Below are 17,869 nucleotides of genomic sequence, written 5' to 3'. Positions count from 1 at the left end.
AGCCATACCGAAGCCAGCGACTAGTTCCACTGCTCCTGAAAAAGAAAAGCAAAAGGAACGCAGACAAACATAACCTGTCCCTGCACAGGGGCAGAGTTACGAATCCTGGGTAAACTCAAGCGGAACTGCTAAAAACGTAATGGGAGGCCTATACGTAACCGAAGACACCCTCCAAATGAATTCACAGCTTTGAAAACTCTTTGGCTGACGATTTATAACATCGAAGACAGGTGCGCCACTCAGTAGAGGGGAAGGTAATTTGCAATCGAATGGGGCCGCTATATAGGAGGGGACAAAGGTCGCAGGGCGAAAAGCTACTAATCAACTAGCTCTAGACTGCTCGGACCCTTTGCGAATTACATACAAACCATGCTGCGCACACAAACATGGAGAACTATCCTAGCCTCCGACACATCCACTTTCTATCGCCAGAGTGAGCACTGAATCCTGAAAACAGAACACGTAACAGCAAGCATTGAAAATAACTCAAAAACCAAGGATGAGATCTGTGACTTTTTAATATCACGGAAGATCCTTTACAAATTACAGATTGTAGGGTATTCTAAGCCTGCGTTCACTAAAATTCAAACCTTAAGGAGTCCCAGATGAAGCGTAAGGTCAGTCTCGGAATCGCAGCAGCTGCGTTAGCTATGACTGCCGTTACTCCCGCAGCATTTGCGCAGGAAACTACCACTTTCGACAACGGAATTGTTAATTCCGAATTTTCTTTGGACAAAAAAGAATCCACTAAAAAAGACCCCAAGGAGCAGGCCGAGCTTACCGGCAAGCACTTGGATAACGCAAAGAAAGGCGTAGAGACGGCGAAGGGCATCGTCGACACCCTCAATGGACTGGGTGGTCTGTTCGGGCTTAATGGCGGTAAGTAATACCCCTCCAGCCCCCAGGCATTCGCACGATTGCACTGTGAACCCGAACCGTAATGATGGATGTGTTAATCCGCGATTGCCGGGTCTTGAAGGTCTAATCCTTATTTCGCACTAGGGTTAGACCTTTAGCCTTTTCCGTATCCTTCGTTGTTGTAACAGGCGACAAACTCATAGAGTTCGTAAGTGTGCCTTTTTGACGATGGTAAAGGGGTCCCGTAGTGATTCTCCGCCTTGAATTTGGCGAAAAATTCCCCTACTTCGGCGTTGGTGTGACTGTTGGATTTCGAGAAATGCAACATCGATCTTTTGGGGTCTTTGACGAAATGTAGCCAATAGACCATAAATATCAAAAAAGGGATGGCGTGCCAGCAAATCGTGGACACGTAGTGGAGCTACCTAGTGGTTAGGCAGCGATTTTTCTTCGTTTCTGGTTTGGGTGATGTGGTTCTCGAAATCGACAGAGCTGACCATCCCGAGGTCTTCAGTGTCGGCGCCGACGGTTGTAGACCACTTCAATCCAGTAAGCAACGGCCTTGCGGGCGGCATCATGGGTTGGCCAGCGCTTCCGGTCGTAGAACTTAAGTTTTAAGCGTCGACCAGAACGACTCAGCCATCGCGTTATCGAAACACACCCCGGTACGCCCCACCGTCTGAGCAACACCTAGGTTGCGGCATACCTCCCAGAGTTGTTCGCTGGTACATTGCGTTCCGCGGTCAGCGTGAAACACGAGACCATCAGCAACGTCACCGCGCAGCGCATGTGCTATTCGCAGTGCTCCTTTGACTAGGCGCGTATCTTGGGCGCTATTCATAGCCTAGCCCAGCACACGACGGGAGTGGCCGTCTCGGATCACGCACAAGTACAACCATCCTTCATCGGTGCGCAGGTAGATAAATATCTGACATCCGCACCCGGTTGAGCTCACCAGTATCAAACATGCGCTTGACCAGGTCAGGAAGCGTGGACTTGCGCTTGGCTTGGATCGTTGTCACTGGAACGAAAGCACGCGGTGAAATCCCTTCAATGCCCATCATGCGCATCCGCTTGGCTACAGTCTTGCGATTCACACTGATCTGGTAGCGCTCACCTAGTTCTGCGGTGATTCACAGGGCACCATAGACCTCGTCGGAGTCTTTTTCGGATCTGATGAATCTTGCGATCAACATCATCGTAAAATGATGCACGATCATTTTTTCCGGATAAGCGTTGCTGCTGTATATGGGCCCATGTGTAGTATCCAGACCGAGATACCTTCAAAAGGCGTGCCATGCGTTTGATGCTGTAGTTCGCCTTGCTCTGGCTGCATCAATTCGAACTTTTCTGCTCGCGTTGCCTTAAAGCGAAGAAGGCTGTCGCTTGTGACAAAAACTCGTTATCCATCTTGGCTTCTGCCAGCTCACGACGCAGACGAGTATTCTCCGCACGAAGATCCGCCTCGCTTAATCCATCGGAGGAGCCTTAGGCGTTGACGCTCATTTTTTACCCATCGGCCTAAAAGACCTGGTGCGACACCAATTTCTTTGGCTACATGAGCAATTGGGCGCTGCGATTCGATTACCAGGTTCGCGGCTTCACGTCGATACTCAGGTGTGTACTTCTGGCGTTGTTGACCCACAATGAACATCCTGTCTTACGGACACAAAATCCGCACTAATCGGGTGTCCACCAAACGAGGGTAACCTCATTTTAGGAACTGGTTCTGGGGTGTTTCCTGCACGGCGGGTCTGCTTGACTCCCTTGCCGGGGCTGTGTGCCATTAAGCTTTCGATTTCTCGGTGGGCTACAGTCTGACTCGCGGGGTACATTAACATGTTTCCGCCTCGATACAGTCTTCCACGAGACGGACCACACGATCCTTCGCATCTTGGCATATTCCAGGAGCGTGTCAAGTTGTTTGTGTGTGGGGCTAGGTTTATAGGTATTTGTCGAAGCGGTCGGGAAAGGCCACGGCCATTTGGTTGATGGCTTGTTTCCAGCCGGAAACTCGGGCTCCTTCCATGAGTCTGCCGGCTGTTCTTGAGACTCGTTTGCCTTGCTTTGCTCTCTTTGCGGCTCGTTTGTCTTCAATATTGCAGATCATCAGCCACAGCGTCTTGAGCGCGGATTCATCGTTAGTGAACTGCACCCTGTTGCGGGTGGCTTTACGCAGCTGGTTGTTAAACGACTCAATGGAATTCGTCGTATAGATGACCTTTCTGGCTGCTGGTGGGAACTGCAAAAATGGCACAAACCGGCCCCATGCGTCCTGCCAGACCTTGACCGACTGAGGGTACTTCACACCCAGTTCAGAATCGGAAAATTCCTTCAACGCTGCTTCTGCCGTGGATTCATCAGTAGCCGTATAAACCTTCTTCAACGCGGCTGATACAGCGCGGCGATCCCCGTAGGTGACCTGCCGGTTCGCGGCGCGAATCAGGTGCACGATGCAGGTTTGTACCATGGAATTCGGCCAGGTTGCCTCCAGAAGCCTCTGGTAGGCCTTTCAGCCCGTCACAGCAGACAATAAAGACGTCTTTGACCCCGCGGTTAGATAAGTTGGCGCACACGTGTGCCCAAAAGGAAGCACCTTCTTCTTTGGCAATCCACAATCCCAGGATGTGTTTGATGCCGTCGAGGTCCACGCCGATTGCCATGTACGCGGACTTGTTGACTACCCGGCCGCCGTCGCGGACTTTAATGCGCAACGCATCCAGGAATATCACGGGGTAGAACTCGTCTAAATGGCGGTTTTGCCATACCATGACCTCATCGCCGACGGCATCAGTTACTGCAGAGATTGTTTCATGGGAGATATCTACCCGCATCGCAGTTGCCATATGATGCTGGATATCCCTAATGGTCATGCCGCCGGCATATAAGCTGACAATCATATCGTCGACATCTGTTAGCCGCCTGGAGCCTTTGAGGGGCCATGGTTGGGGTAAACGTCCCGGCCCGGTCTCGTGGAACATCAATGTTTACTGGCCCGTAGTTAGAATCCACGGTTTTCGGGTAGGTGCCGTTGCGGTGATTGTCTGTTCCAGCAGTAGCTTTAGCTGCTCTATCGCCGGGCTCATAGCCTAGGTGGGTATCCATTTCAGCATTCAAGCCTCTGGTGATTGAGGCTTGTAGCATGCCCCGAACTAGGTCATTGGCATCCGTTGTCGACGTGCCTAGCTCATCAATCAGTTTCGCGATTTCAGGGTTAGCAAGCAGCTTCTTTTCAATCGCATCAATCTTGGCCTTATCAGCTTAGATCTCGTCTCGCCATAGTAGTCATTCTGGTTCATCTCCTTATGCGGGTTGGGTTCCCACACACAAACCATCAGACACTCTCTATTCCAGATTTTCCCATCTACTCAAACCGAGCAAATCTGGACACTTCAGCCAGGAAGTCTTCCGGTGGAGCATGCGCTATAACACGTGCCGGCGGCACTCCTGGTGCAATCCTGTGGCTCCTAGTGTCCTTGAAGCCGAGACTTCAGCTACACTGACGATGGCAGCACAGCTAACCCTCAGTGTGTCCACTTTCCGAGGGCAGGCACGAGGATCAAGGCAAACGTCTAAGAACAATAGTCAAATTACCTCACACTTCGTTTTCTTTATTTAGTGGCTATAGCTGGGAAAAGTTGCCGCGCTGAAAGTCTACATTCGGGTTACACTAAGTGCATGGCTGATATTAAAGACGACGACCTTCCTGAGATTGATCTTGCAAAAACCGACGGCTTCGTCGTTGATGGAACGGATGAGGATGATCCGTCGCTGATCATGCCGGATGGCTCTCCGGTGCAGACGTGGCGCGAGAATTACCCTTATGAAGAGCGTATGACCCGCAATGAATACGAGTCCATTAAGCGCGCACTGCAAATTGAGCTATTGAAGTGGCAGAACTGGACCAAGGAAACTGGCCAGCGCCACATCATTTTATTTGAGGGCCGCGATGCTGCCGGTAAGGGCGGAACCATCAAGCGCTTTAATGAGCACTTGAACCCGCGTGGTGCGCGCACTGTCGCGTTGGAAAAGCCATCCCCACGTGAGTCCACCTCTTGGTATTTCCAGCGTTATATCGAGCATTTCCCGGCTGCAGGCGAAATCGTCTTCTTTGACCGTTCGTGGTACAACCGCTCTGGCGTTGAGCGGGTGATGGGCTTTTGTACCGAGTCCCAGCACGCGGAGTTCCTGCGCGAGGTGCCCATGCTAGAAAATATGATCCTAGGATCGGGTATTTCGCTGACCAAGCTGTGGTTCTCTGTTACCCGGAAGGAACAGCGCACTCGCTTTGCTATCCGCCAGATCGACCCGGTGCGCCAGTGGAAACTTTCGCCAATGGACCTGGCTTCTCTGGATAAGTGGGATGACTACACCCGCGCGAAGGAAGAGCAGTTCCGTTATACGGATACTGAGGAATCACCGTGGATTACCATCAAGTCCAATGACAAGAAGCGAGCTCGCGTTAACGCGATGCGGTATGTCTTGTCCAAGTTTGAATACACCAACAAAGATTATGACGTGGTGGGTGAGCCTGACGGGAACATTGTCAAGCGCGGCCGCGACCAGATTGGTGATTAGTAGCGTTAATCTCAAGCGCCGTTGAGCGGGAAGATCGAGGAGATCGGTCTCCCCGCTTTGCTATGTCTAAGGCCTCTGAGGTGGCTCAACCATCTTTATGGCGGCAGCGTGAGGGTGGCTGATAGCTCTCACAGCTATTTCCTAAACAGTTGGCAGCCATAAATAAAAAATACTTGAATTACGTTCCTCAGCAAACTATTATCAAGGTGACCTAAAAGTCATCCTATCTATATGCGTGACACAAACCACTGTAAGGAGTACGTACATGATAAGGAAGAAACTGTGCGTTCTGGCTACCGCAACCGCTGTATCCATGGCACCCATCGCAGTATCGGGAACTCTCACCGCTACCGCCTTTGCAGGCGGCGGCCAGCCCGTAGCAGAGGCGGCGGCAGATAAGACCGACGTACTCGGTCGCTCCACCGTTTCTGATAAGCAGATCGCCGATGAAGACGGCTACTTCGATAGCCACGACGGCGAGGGCGTGAAGATTTACTACCGCAAGCAGCTGGTAGAAAACCCACGTGGCAATGTTGTTTTGGCACACGGCGTTTCTGAGCACTCTGGCCGCTATGACTACGTGGCCAAGCGCCTGTTGGACGCTGGCTTCAACGTTTACCGCCTGGACCACCGTGGACACGGTAAGTCTGCCTCCGGCAGCACGCCGCTGGGACACATCGATAACTTCCAGTACATCCTCAATGACTTCGACCGCGTCGTCGACATGGCCAAGGGTGAGCACCCCGATGTAAAGACTTTCCTTCTGGGCCACTCCATGGGCGCGCTGACCGTCCAGGCATACGGCATTCGTGAGCCTGGCAAGGTGGACGGCATCATCACCAATGGTGGTGGTGCACCGTTGAACCTGTCCGGTAAGAAGGCAACGGGCGAGACCATCACGCCGGACGAGATCTCTGAGGTGCAAAAGCAGCTCGACCCCACCCTGTTCGAGCGCCTGCCGTTGGCGGATATCACCAGCTTCAACGCTAACTACGTGCAGAACCTGATTCCCCACCGCACCTACATTGGTGCGCAGTCGCCGGAGTTCACCAAGAAGATCATGCTGTCCAACCCGTTCACGGAGGGCATTTCCACCAGCCAGGCCGTGAAGGATGAGTACGCTACGAGCCCGCTCATCGCGCAAAAGACCAGCGCTGGTACCGCGCTGCAGCTGGGTGCTATTGCTACCTACGATGCTGTGAACGCGGACCTGTTTAGCGCGCCGACGCTTATCATGCACGGGACCAAGGACGGCATCGTTCCGCCGTACTTCTCCCAGGACTGGTACAACTCCATTACCTCTGATGACGTGGAATACGTCAACTGGGAGGGCCAGAAGCACGAGGTCTTCAACGAGCCAGCCGCTGACCAAGCGCTCGACAAGGTGGTGGACTGGCTGGGCCGCCACGTGTAGAAGATAGCGTGTCTCGGGTTCAATAGGCCCGGCACACAATGACCTGCTTTCCCTGCCGTTGGGTTGGTACTTAGGCTTTAGCGGCCTGGGGAAGGTGGGTCATTTATGATTTGTTTGAATTATTTAGACCTGCGTAGAAGGTGTCCAACTCGGTGAGAATTGCTGTTGTGGGCAGGTTTTCCGTGAGGTAAGAGGCTAAATCACGGTCCAACATCGCTGCTACATCGTGGCAGGCCTCGTGGCATTCTCTAGGCCGTAATCGAGTATCTGTGCCCGTGACAGGGATGCCGCGAAGGACTACAGACTCGTGATGCGCAACCCTATTTCTAATTTTCTTTATCTCGAGGATTTTGGAATGAACCCACTTACGGGTCAGACCGTGAGTGGAATATTCTGGATCTTTCTTCCGAGCTACTGAATTCGCACCTGGGAAGACAGAAATTAAAGCTTGCCGGGACCAAATTCTGTCGTGATCAGCATTGTTAAAAGGGGCTGGTAAGCCCGTGGAGCCTCCTTTATCGAGGATATTTGTCCAAGTTCTAAACATGGAAGCAGCAATGACCCTTCCTCCCAGCCTTCTGCTTCGTTCGGTATTCTTGGTGAAGTCTTTTGGCAGGCTATTCCATGCTTCTGTGATATTGTCTCGAACCCGTTTATCGAACCCCATCTCGAGCTTGCAATAGCAATCATCTCCGTATTCGGTGCTGAGATATCCAGAAACTGAGTTACGTAATGCTACTTCGATGAAGGCTATCTCGTGAAAAAGGGAAGCACTAAGGTGGCGATCGAGTTCGTAAAGCTCAAAAGCCTTATCCGTGGATCCACCAGTTTTTGTTAAGTAGGGCTCCAACCTGTTTTCTGATAACCACTCTTTTTTAATCCGTTTACTACTTATGGCTACCAACTTAAGGGCTCTTTAAAAATATTTTTGATTGAGGCGGCACGTCCGATTATACTCGGTATAGTATTCCCCTTCTCGTGGTGGTCAACCGTTCAGCGGCTTGGCTGAGGAGGGGTCTTTTGCTTACAGAACCCCGGCTTTAGATTGACTTTGTGGTGGTCGGTCTAAAGCCGGGGTTTGGTGTTTGCGTAGGTTATCCCCACGGCTCGATGGGGTTGCCCTGCCAGGTGGCATTGGCGGGGACGCGGTCACCGCGCATGACCAGCGAACCGGGGCCGACGGTGCTGGATTCACCAATGAGCGAGGCGGGCAGCGCCACCGAGTGGGAGGCGAGCGTGGAGCCGGCCTCGATGGTGACGGTATCCAGGCTCATCACGCGATCCTGGAATAGGTGGGTTTGCACCACGGTACCGGGGCCCACGGAGGCACCGGCGCCGACGTGGCAGAGATCGGTTTCTGGGAACCAGTAGGAATCGATCCAGGCGCCCTTGCCGATGTCCACACCCAGCCCCCGCAGGCCCAGGTTGATCTCTCCTGTGCCGTAGGTGTGCTGGAAGAACCACGGGGCGGCGACGACCTCCACGAAGGTATCTTGTAGCTCATTGAGCCACACGAATACGCTCCACAGCGGGTGGTCGGCCGCGCTATGCCTGCCCACGCAGATCCACTTCACGGCGATGGTCACGGCCATGGCGATGGCGCCCATCGCCATGAGCACGAGGCCGGAAAGGGCCCAGGTGGTGAGGAAGCCGACATCGGCAAGCAGGTAATACAGCGTCCCCAGGGTGGCGGCGAGCAGCATGGCCGAGAACATCGGCGCGAGCAGGCGCATGGTTTCCACGATGCCGCGGGCGGCCTTGAGCTTGAACCCCGGGTTATAGGTCAGGGCCTCGGCGGACTCAGCGGGGGCATCTATCTGCGCGGTAACGCGCCGCATGCGCTCTGGCGGGGACCCCCACCAGTTGGCGCCGGACTTGGTCTTCTTCGGCGTGGAGGACAGCACCGCGACCAGCGAGTTCTTGGAAAGCTTGCGCCCAGGTGCGGTAATTCCGGAGTTGCCCACGAAGGAGCGCTTGCCCACCTTGGCCTCGCCGGAGTGAATCCAGCCGCCGCCGAGCTCATAGCCGCCGATCATGGTGTCATCGGCAAGGAACGCGCCGTCTTTGACATCCGTGAGCGCGGGGATCATCACGGCGGTGGAAATCTCCACGTCCTTGCCAATGCGCGCGCCCAAAGCGCGCAGCCATCGCGGGGTCAGCTGCGAGGCGTAGAGCGGGAAGAGCTGCGTACGGGCCTCATCCATGAGGCGCTCGATGGCCCACAGGCGCCAGCCGGCGGCAGAGCGCACCGGATTCACTCCGGGTGAGATGCCGATGGACAGGATGCGCACGCCCAGCCAGGTCTGCAGCATGTAGGTGGCAAAGGCTGCAAGCGCCGCAAGGGGAGCGAAAAGCACCGCGCCGATGAAGCGGTTGCCGGAGGTGGAATGCACCAGTGCTAAATCCACGATGGCGCCTATAAGCAGCGCGATGAGCGGCTGCGCGGCCAGGAAGAGAGAGGTCGCACCGTAAATGGCCACCCACCAGGGGCGGCGCTTCGGCGGCTTGGAGGGGAAGCGGTGCTTGGAGCGGCCCACCTTCTTGGCGGGTGAGCCGGACCAGCGCTGGCCGTCCTTGATTTTCTTGCGGCCGGTGACGGTGGAACCCGCCTCCACGTGGGCGTACTTGCCCACCACGGTGCCAGGCAGCAGGGTAGAGCGCGCGCCCACGCGGGCGCCTTCCTTGATGTCGATGGCGCCGACGTGGAGGACGTCGCCGTCGAGCCAGTAGCCGGTGAGATCGACCTCCGGTTCCACCGCGGCGTGCTTGCCCAGGGTGAGCAGGCCCGTCACCGGTGGCAGCGAGTGCAGGTCTACGCCGCGCTTCATCTTTACGCCCAGGGCCCGGGCGTAGTTATTGACCCAGGTGGCACCGGCAATAGAGCGCGATCCGGAGGCATCGGCCCACCGTTCCGCGGCCCAGATGCGCAGGTGGGTCGAACCACCGCGCGGATAATCGCCGGGCGTAATGCCGGCGGTAATCAGGCGTGCGCCAAAGCCACCGATGGGAATGCGCCCCAGCGGCGTGGCAAAGATGAGCACCAGCGCAATGACCAGCCACCACGGGAAGGACTGCGCCCACTCCACGCCCAAGGCAGAGGCCACGGTCGAGCCCAGCATGAGCCAGCCCAGCCAGGTAGTCGCCGCCAGCGTCATGGCGGGGATCTGTAGCAGAGTTTGGGCCACGCGGGTCTTCGCGCCCACGGGGGTGACCTCGCGCAGCGGTGCTTGTTGCTCCGCCTTTGGGCGCGGTTCGGCGCCGGCGATGAGCTCTGCCAGCGAACCTAGCCGCGGGTGGTCATAGAGATCGCGCACGGCCACGGTGGGGTAGCGATCGCGGATGTGGCCCACCAGCGTTGCAGCGGCAAGTGAGGTGCCGCCGAGGTCAAAGAAATCGGCGTTCTCATCCTCCACGGATACACCGAGGGTCTCGACCCAGAGCTCGGCCAGCCACTTCTCGGTTTCTGTCAGCGTGGTCGATTCCACGCCGACGCCAGGCAGCGGCCACGGCAGCGCCTTCTTATCCACCTTGCCGGAGGTGCGCACCGGAAGCTCATCCATCACGCAGATGCGCGGGACCAGCGCCGCGGGCATGGTTTCCGCCAGGCGTTCGTGGGCCACGCCGTGGTTAAATCCGCGCGCCTCATCCTCCAGCGAGACGTACCCCACCAGCACGGATTCACCGCCGGGGGTCTTTTGCACGGCCACGGCGGAGTTGTAGACGTTATCCAGCGCGGCGACATTTGCGTCGACCTCACCCAGCTCAATGCGGCGCCCGCCAATCTTTACCTGGTCATCCACGCGGCCTACAAAGTACAGGCCGTCTTCTTCCAGGCGCACGTGGTCGCCGGTGCGGTAGGCGCGCTGCCAGCCCATGGATTCGAGCGGCGCGTACTTCTCCGCATCCTTCTGTGGGTCCAAGTAGCTGGCCAGACCCACGCCACCGATGACCAATTCGCCGGTCTCGCCCAGGCCAACGGGTTGGCCCTGCTTATCGATGACCACCAAATCCCACCCATTCAGCGGCAAACCGATCGAAACCGCGCGCCCCGGAATCATCCGTTGCGCGCAGGCGACGACCGTGGCCTCCGTAGGGCCGTAGGTATTCCACATCTCGCGGTCCTCGGTGGCCAGGCGGTCCACCAACTCCTGGGAGCAGGCCTCGCCGCCGACGATGAGCAGGCGGATATTATCCAGCGCCTCCGCAGGCCACAGGCCCGCCAGGGTAGGGACCGTGGAGACGACGGTGATATCGCGGCGAATCAGCCATGGACCAAGGTCCATACCGGAGCGCACCAAGGAACGCGGAGCCGGGACCAAGCAGCCGCCGTGGCCCCAGGCCAGCCACATTTCTTCGCAGGATGCGTCGAAGGCAACGGAAAGCCCAGCCAGCACGCGGTCTTCCGGGCCAAGCGGGCCGTGGGGATGATCGATGAGGAAGAGGCTGGCCTCCGCGTCCACGAAGGCGGCCGCGGAGCGGTGGCTTACGGCCACGCCCTTCGGCTTGCCCGTGGAACCGGAGGTAAAGATGATCCACGCGGTATCTTCTGGCCGCGGGGCCTCGACGCCCTCTGCCGCGTGGCGCGGGGTTTCGCGCAGGAAGCGGAAGCCGTCATCGCTAAACAGGCCATCAATATCGGCCTCACCAAAGACCATCTCCGCGCGCTCATCCGGATCGTCCGCGTCCACCGGCACGTAGGCCGCACCGGCGGCCAGGGTGGACAGGATGGCGAGGTAAAGATCCCGCTTGCCGGAGGTCATCCGGATGCCGATGCGATCGCCCCGGCGCACGCCATTGACGTGCAGCTCTGCGGCCCACAGTTGGACCTCGTGGACGAGTTCGGCGTAGGTGATGATCTCGCCATCGTCAAGCGCGGCGGCTTCCGGATGGATCTCAGCCGTGGTGGTAATAATGTCCCACAACGTGCGCGGGCGCGGGGCCAAATCGCGCAAGAGAAACTGTTGCGGGACGCTGGGAAGATCTAAATTAGGACTACTACACTCTTCGGGTTCGTCCATCCTTATGCCTCGTCCTCGTCCGCGGCGATGATGGCCTTGGCCAGCTTGCGCAGGTGCTTGAGCTGCTTATTGGTGGATACGTCGAGCGCGTCATCCTCGGCATTGGCGACGAGCTCCGCCAAGTCCTTGTAGGTCTTGGTGCCCTTCTTGGTGCAGGCCACGATTTGGCGGCGGCGGTCCTTGGGGTCGCGCTCGCGCTTGGCCCAGCCGCGCTCCTCGAGGGCATCAATAAGCCGCACCATGTCGGAGGCGTCGATGGCCAAGGTATCAGACAGGAAGGACTGGGAGGCGGCATCCGCCTCCACGAGGCAGGTGAGCACCCAGAACTCGCGGATGGTGGTCTGCTTGGTCTGCAGAGCTACCTCGACGCCATCGCGGGTGCGACGGCGCAGGCGCTCTAGCTGGAAGGATGGGGATTCGAGCAGGGAGGTTGGTATGCCAGAATTATTAGTGGAAGCCATACCATCATCATAATCTCAAAAGATGGGTAAAGGCCAATTAATCGCGGACGACGGGCAGGCCATCCGCCTCCCACTGGTTGGTGCCGCCCTCGACGTTAATAACATCCCAGCCCAGGGAGTTCTCCAAATATTGGCACACCTGCGCGCTGCGCCCGCCTAGGTGGCAAATCACATAAATATCGCGGTCCGGGTCGATTTCCTGGATGCGACCCGTTATCTCACTCATCGGAATATGGGTCGCACCCTGCGCGTGCACGGTGGCCCATTCGTCGTTTTCGCGCACATCGATAAGCTGCGCGCCTGCTGGAACTTCGGTGGGTTGTACGTTTTTCATACCCCGCAGTCTACGTGCCGCGCGCTAGCCGCCGTAGGTGGCCGCGGACAGGTACTGCAAAATCGCCTTTACGCGGCGGTTATCCTCGCTGGGGTCCAGGCGCAGCTTGGTAAAGATATTGGAGACGTGCTTGGCCACCGCAGCATTCGAGAGCACCAGCTCGGCGGCGATGTCCTTATTGGATTTCCCGCGTGACATCAGCTCCAGGACCTCGCGCTCGCGCGGGCTGAGCTCGCCCAACCCGCTGCGCCCGGAGCGCATGAGTGCCTGCGCCACCGTCGGATCGATGACCGTGCCGCCCTGGGCCACCACTTCCAGGCTGGCCAGGAAATCGCGCACCTCAGAGACGCGATCCTTGAGCAGGTACCCGGTGCCCGCATCCGGGGAATCAAAAAGTGCTACCGCATACGCCGGTGCCACGTACTGCGATAACACCATCACCGGCAGGCCCGGATAAGCGCGGCGCAGTGCCACCGCCGCCTTCAGTCCATCATCGCCCATCTCCGGCGGCATGCGCACATCCGTAATCACCACATCCGGCAACTGGGCACTCAGCTTGCCGATGACTCCCTCCAGCTCCACCGCCGTCCCCGCCCTGCCCACAATCTCGTGGCCGCGGCGCTCCAAGAGCCCGGCAAGGCCCTCGCGCAGGATCGCGGAGTCATCCGCAATCACAATCCTCAATCCACTCATGCTGATACTCCCGTCTGCCCGCGCTCCAAAAGGAGCGGAATCGTGCACCTTACCCGCGTCGGACCTCCCTCCGGCGAGGACAGCGACATCTCCCCGCCAAAAGCCGCCAGCCGCTCGGACATGCCGGCAAGCCCGCGCCCCGGCTCCATCCGCGCCCCTCCCGGGCCCTCATCCACCACCGAAATACGCAGGGCCGCATCCGAGGTGATGAGCACCGAGACCGGCGCGCTCGGTGCATGTTTCGCGGCATTGGTCAGCGCCTCGGTGCCGAAGAAATAACCGCAGGCCAGCACGCTGGCGGAAAGCCGCGGCAACGGGTGTGGGGCGTAGACGCTGACGTGGGGCCGTGGGCGGAGGCGGCATCGGCAAGCGCGGCCACCAAACCGTGATCCTGGAGGACCTGCGGGTGAATCCCGTGCACCGTCGCGCGCAGCGAACGCAGGCCGCGATCCACGTCCTGCTTCGCGGCGGTGAGCAGCTCGGCCTCGGCGCCGGTGGCATCCAGCAGGGCTTCACCGAGCTTCATGCTTGCCGCCACCAAATATTGCTGCGCGCCATCGTGCAGGTCCCGCTCGATGCGGGCGCGCTCTACCTCGTAGGCATCCGCAATCGCGCGGCGCGAAGCCGTCAGCTCCGCGATGACCCGCGCCTGCCGCTCCTCATTGCTGGTGGCCTGCTTCTTGCTGAAAAACACGCCCCCAAGCCTAATCGCGCGCCCCGGGCAGGGGTGAAGCTAGCACTACCCGGAAAGTATCCTTAGCGCTGTAGGAATAGCGCGCCCGGCACGGTGAAATGAACAGCATGACACAGACACTTTCCCTCCACGACATCACGAAGGATTTTGGCGGCGGCCCCGTGCTAGCCGGCATTACCCTGGACATCACCCCAGGCGAGCTCGTCGCGATCATGGGGCCCTCCGGCTCCGGCAAATCCACGCTGCTGCACTGCATGTCCGGCGTGCTCACGCCCACCGACGGCACCGTGCGCTTCGGCGACGCGGACATCTCCACGCTTTCCGATGCCGCCCGCTCCCGCACCCGCCTCCGCCACTTCGGCTTCGTCTTCCAAGACGGCCAGCTTTTGCCGGAACTGACCAACCTGGACAATGTGGCGCTGCCCGCGATGCTCAACGGCATGGGCCGGCGCGCGGCCCGTTCGAAGGCGCTGTCACTGCTCGACCAGCTGGGGCTCGGCGATCTCGCGGAGCGCCGCCCCGCCCAAGTCTCCGGCGGCCAAGCCCAGCGCGTGACCATCGCCCGCTCCCTCGTGGCCAACCCCGGCGTCGTCTTTGCCGATGAGCCCACCGGCGCCCTCGACCAAGCCACCGGCCACGAGGTCATGCAGATGCTGACCACCACCGTGCGCCAATCCGGCGCCAGCCTGGTCATGGTCACCCATGACCCCAAGGTGGCGGACTGGATGCAGCGCCGCGTGGAAATCCGCGACGGCATCATCCACGATGACCGCCGCCTGGGGGTGCAGCCATGAATACCGCGACCCTAGTCCTCAGCCTCCAACGCGAATCCGTCCGCGCCCGCTCCGGTGCGGGCATTGTCAGCGTGCTGGCCATCGTGAGCCTGACGCTGGGTTCTGCCATCGCCTTTCTCGTCGCCGGCGGCACCTGGATGTTCTGGCAGCGCGTTCATCACCCAGAAGACGCCGTGCCCGCCCTGCGCGCCGCCGCCGGCGAAAACCCGGAAAACTACTTCATGCCCTGGTTCGTCCTCGCGCTCATGGCCTGCGCCTTCATCGTTCCCGCACTCTTCAACCTGACCGCGCAGGCCGCCGTCCTCGGCGCCTCCGGCCGGGAACAGCGCCTGTCCACCCTCCGCCTTTTGGGCCTAAGCTCCCACCAGGTCGAGCGCATGGCCGCCGTCGAGACCGGCATCCAAGCGCTTATCGGTATAGTGCTGGGCTGGCTCATCAGCGTGCTCATCGCCCCCGTCTTCACGCACGTGAAATTCCAGGACCGCCCCGTCGCCTTCGAGGAAATCATCCTGCCCTGGTGGGGATACCTCGCGGTGGCCGCAGTCCTTTTCCTCCTCGCCCTCGCCGCGGCCCTTGCTGGCATGTGGCGCGTGCGCGTTAGCCCCCTCGGCGTGGCTAAACGCCAGATGCCCGCCGCTTTCCGATGGTGGCGCCTCATCGCCTTCCTCCTCATCGTCACCGTCGGCGGTGTCCTGCTCAAAGGCCAATCTGGTACCCCCGAAATCTCCATGGCTGTCCCGCTCTTCGCCGTGATCATGAGCATCAACCTGGTCGCGCCCTACCTCCTGCAAATCGGTGCGCGCCTTTTGGCTTTGCTCCCCGGCACCGCACACCTCGTGGCCTGCCAACGCGTCAACGCCAACGCCCGCCGCGCCTGGCGGCAAAGCGCGGCCATCGGCTTTTTCGGCTTCCTCGCCGGCTTCCTGATGGGCTCGCCCAATGGCACCGATGCGCTTGCCACCGCGATGAAAGAAGAACAAGAAACGGGCATCGTGTTCCGAGACGTCTCCACCGGGGTCGTCCTGACCTTGCTCTTCGGCTTCGCGCTGACCAGCATGTCCATCTTCCTCGGCCAAGTATCATCAGCCTTCGAGGACAAGGCACTTATCCGCTCCCTCGACCTGATGGGCGTGCCGCGCCGCTTCCAATTCCGCACGAACACCCTCGCCGTGATGGGCCCCATCGTCGCGCTCAGTATCTTCGGTTTCCTCTTCGGTGCCGGCATCGCCGGCATAATGTTCTTGAGCATCGTCTGGGGGGAAGGCGTCGACCTCGCCGGGAGGCTCCTCATTTCCTTCAGCTTCCTCGCCGTGGGCTGGGCGGTGACCTTCCTCGCCATCGCGCTCGTCGAGCCCCTGCGCGGCCACGTTCTCCGCAGCGGCCGCCGCAAGGAATAGCCGGTTTCCGGCGGCTGCGCTCACCCTGGGCCCGGCCTTGGTCCTAGCGCCGCGCGCCTTCATGCCTCCACAAGCGGTGCCACTGCCACGGCGGCCGCGCAAAGGGCCGCTTATTCTTTGCCGTGGCCATTACTTGCTGCACCACGAAATCCAGGTAGTGGTCAATCGTCGTCGCGGTGAAGTGGAGGGGCTTCCAGCCGCGATGGACGGCATCGTTAAGCTTGTGCCTGTCCAACTCAAACTGGCGGCGATTTTCGCCCCGGTGGTAGGCGTAGCCATCAACCTCGATGGCAATCTTGTGCTCCTTAATCACCAGATCCCAGTGGTAGGGGCCTATTTTTATATTGTTCTGCACCGTGAAATGTGGCGCGAGGGCGCGCGTTAACTGGCGCTCCGGCACGCTATCCGTGCCGATGATCGCCCTGTCCAACGCACGCTTTACCGGCCGCGGAAACCGCTGGTAGTCCAGCTTATTCAGCTCCAGGCGGCTGACCCCGTCCTTGCCGGAATAAAAGTCCTCGAGGAAGGCGACCGCATCATCCTCCGGCATAGCCTCGACGGCCTGTAGCGGATTGCACACGGTGACGCCGTCCCAGGTCAACGCGCCCTTCGGTCGGGCGCGGCGCGAAGTGAAGTACTTACTCGACGGCAGCGATGAGCTGCGCAGGAACTCCAGCGGAAAGCGCAGCGGCTTCTCGACGTGCTTGAGCGCGGCCGAGTAGCCGTCGAGCGCGCAATCCGGCCACTCCTCGCTCATGATGCGCGCGAGTTGGTTCGGCGTCGGTTCCTCTGACAGGCAGAAGCCGTTCGCAATCCGGACGGCGCCGTGGCGTACCGCCTGTTGAGCGGCACTTTTCCCCCGAAAAATTTCCATTCGTATCCCTCGAGCCCCGAAGCGAAGGTTGTGTGGCGCGGTTGAGCGCTTTGTTGGTGTGTTTTGCAGCGGGCTGCTGGTGTTTGATGCGTTTTAACAAATAGCCGCCTCAAACCCCGCGGTTTCCGTGGCCTATTTGTTAAAACGCATCAGCTGGGCCCCAAAACGGGCTACCTGGCCTTAAAACGCCAAGCTCGGCCCCACAAACGCGGGGGCCGAACCCTAAAGCGGCAGCCCCCGAGCCCCCCGCAAGCCCCGCGGCCTACTTCAGGCGAGCCTTGGCCTCTTCCAGAATCTTCTCGGCCTCGGCCTTGTCGCCCCAGCCGGAGCCGGAAACTTCCTTGTTGGGCTCGAGGTCCTTGTAGTGCACGAAGAAGTGCTCGATTTCGTCCTTGATGTGCTGTTCCACATCGTCGATGTCCTGGTAGCGCTCCCAGCGCGGGTCATCGATGACGGCGAGCAGCTTGTCGTCGCCGCCGGCCTCATCGGTCATCTTGAACACGCCGACGATGCGGGCCTCAACGATGACACCGGGGAAAACGGGCTCGGGGAGGATGACGAGGGCGTCGAGGGGATCGCCGTCTTCGCCAAGCGTGTGGTCGATGAAGCCGTAGTCGGCGGGGTAGGCCATTGGGGTGAACAAGTAGCGGTCTAGGTAGACCTTGCCGGACTCGTGGTCCACCTCGTACTTATTGCGGGAGCCCTTTGGGATTTCAATGGTTACTTCAACGCTCACAGTGGTGTCCTCCATGTG

12 protein-coding genes and 3 pseudogenes are annotated in these 17,869 nt (G+C 59.2%); 5 read left to right on the top strand and 10 right to left on the bottom strand.

The features are described from left to right. Nucleotides 1-605: 605 nt before the first annotated feature. The gene (locus ABRP66_RS06780) at nt 606-887 is read left to right on the top strand and encodes a hypothetical protein (protein ID WP_284771368.1); all 282 of its coding nucleotides are present in this window, start codon (nt 606-608) and stop codon (nt 885-887) included. A gap of 396 nt (nt 888-1,283) precedes the next feature. Here ABRP66_RS06780 and ABRP66_RS11705 read toward each other — a convergent pair. Together ABRP66_RS11705 and ABRP66_RS06765 are read right to left on the bottom strand one after the other, a co-directional pair. Further along, a pseudogene (locus ABRP66_RS11705) lies at nt 1,284-2,512 on the bottom strand (IS3 family transposase). A 288-nt stretch (nt 2,513-2,800) separates the two neighbouring features. Beyond that, nucleotides 2,801-4,138, bottom strand: a pseudogene (locus tag ABRP66_RS06765) (IS256 family transposase). A 398-nt stretch (nt 4,139-4,536) separates the two neighbouring features. Here ABRP66_RS06765 and ppk2 point away from each other — a divergent pair. Beyond that, complete coding sequence (ppk2, locus tag ABRP66_RS06760) at nt 4,537-5,436, top strand: polyphosphate kinase 2 (RefSeq protein WP_023023989.1); 900 nt, start codon at nt 4,537-4,539, stop codon at nt 5,434-5,436. A gap of 265 nt (nt 5,437-5,701) precedes the next feature. Continuing rightward, complete coding sequence (locus ABRP66_RS06755; RefSeq protein WP_284771351.1) at nt 5,702-6,850, top strand: alpha/beta hydrolase; 1,149 nt, start codon at nt 5,702-5,704, stop codon at nt 6,848-6,850. Between the two features lie 103 nt (nt 6,851-6,953). On the opposite strand, the gene ABRP66_RS06750 is transcribed toward ABRP66_RS06755, so the two are convergent. The 6 genes and pseudogenes from ABRP66_RS06750 to ABRP66_RS06725 all read right to left on the bottom strand — a co-directional run bounded on the left by ABRP66_RS06750 (nt 6,954) and on the right by ABRP66_RS06725 (nt 14,050). Beyond that, nucleotides 6,954-7,754, bottom strand: coding sequence for an Abi family protein (locus ABRP66_RS06750; protein ID WP_349838499.1), 801 nt, complete (start codon nt 7,752-7,754; stop codon nt 6,954-6,956). A 190-nt stretch (nt 7,755-7,944) separates the two neighbouring features. Further along, nucleotides 7,945-11,868 (bottom strand): Pls/PosA family non-ribosomal peptide synthetase, encoded by a 3,924-nt coding sequence (locus ABRP66_RS06745; RefSeq protein ID WP_284785151.1) that lies wholly within the window; start codon nt 11,866-11,868, stop codon nt 7,945-7,947. Between the two features lie 2 nt (nt 11,869-11,870). After that, a complete protein-coding gene (locus ABRP66_RS06740) occupies nt 11,871-12,329 on the bottom strand; it encodes a MarR family winged helix-turn-helix transcriptional regulator (protein ID WP_284770304.1) in 459 nt (152 codons plus the stop codon). Between the two features lie 37 nt (nt 12,330-12,366). Next, nucleotides 12,367-12,663, bottom strand: coding sequence for a rhodanese-like domain-containing protein (locus ABRP66_RS06735; protein ID WP_284770305.1), 297 nt, complete (start codon nt 12,661-12,663; stop codon nt 12,367-12,369). Between the two features lie 24 nt (nt 12,664-12,687). Beyond that, a complete protein-coding gene (locus tag ABRP66_RS06730) occupies nt 12,688-13,356 on the bottom strand; it encodes a response regulator transcription factor (protein WP_126319831.1) in 669 nt (222 codons plus the stop codon). After that, a pseudogene (locus ABRP66_RS06725) lies at nt 13,353-14,050 on the bottom strand (sensor histidine kinase). Before ABRP66_RS06725 ends, ABRP66_RS06730 begins: the two are co-directional and overlap by 4 nt. 107 nt (nt 14,051-14,157) lie before the next feature. On the opposite strand from ABRP66_RS06725, the gene ABRP66_RS06720 reads away from it, so the two are divergent. Next, complete coding sequence (locus ABRP66_RS06720; protein WP_284850177.1) at nt 14,158-14,844, top strand: ABC transporter ATP-binding protein; 687 nt, start codon at nt 14,158-14,160, stop codon at nt 14,842-14,844. Beyond that, nucleotides 14,841-16,241 (top strand): FtsX-like permease family protein, encoded by a 1,401-nt coding sequence (locus tag ABRP66_RS06715; protein WP_349838498.1) that lies wholly within the window; start codon nt 14,841-14,843, stop codon nt 16,239-16,241. Before ABRP66_RS06720 ends, ABRP66_RS06715 begins: the two co-directional genes overlap by 4 nt. Nucleotides 16,242-16,284: 43 nt before the next feature. On the opposite strand, the gene ABRP66_RS06710 is transcribed toward ABRP66_RS06715, so the two are convergent. Further along, nucleotides 16,285-16,998: a putative endonuclease domain-containing protein gene (locus ABRP66_RS06710; RefSeq protein WP_349838497.1), complete on the bottom strand. Its 714-nt coding sequence runs from the start codon at nt 16,996-16,998 to the stop codon at nt 16,285-16,287. 379 nt (nt 16,999-17,377) lie between these two features. Beyond that, nucleotides 17,378-17,851, bottom strand: a complete 474-nt coding sequence (locus ABRP66_RS06705) for an inorganic diphosphatase (RefSeq protein WP_035108560.1) — start codon at nt 17,849-17,851, stop codon at nt 17,378-17,380. Nucleotides 17,852-17,869 lie beyond the last annotated feature (18 nt).

This window comes from Corynebacterium sp. KPL2680 (assembly GCF_040225675.1).
Taxonomy (GTDB): domain Bacteria; phylum Actinomycetota; class Actinomycetes; order Mycobacteriales; family Mycobacteriaceae; genus Corynebacterium; species Corynebacterium rhinophilum.
This window is presented reverse-complemented; position numbering and strand designations above follow the sequence as displayed.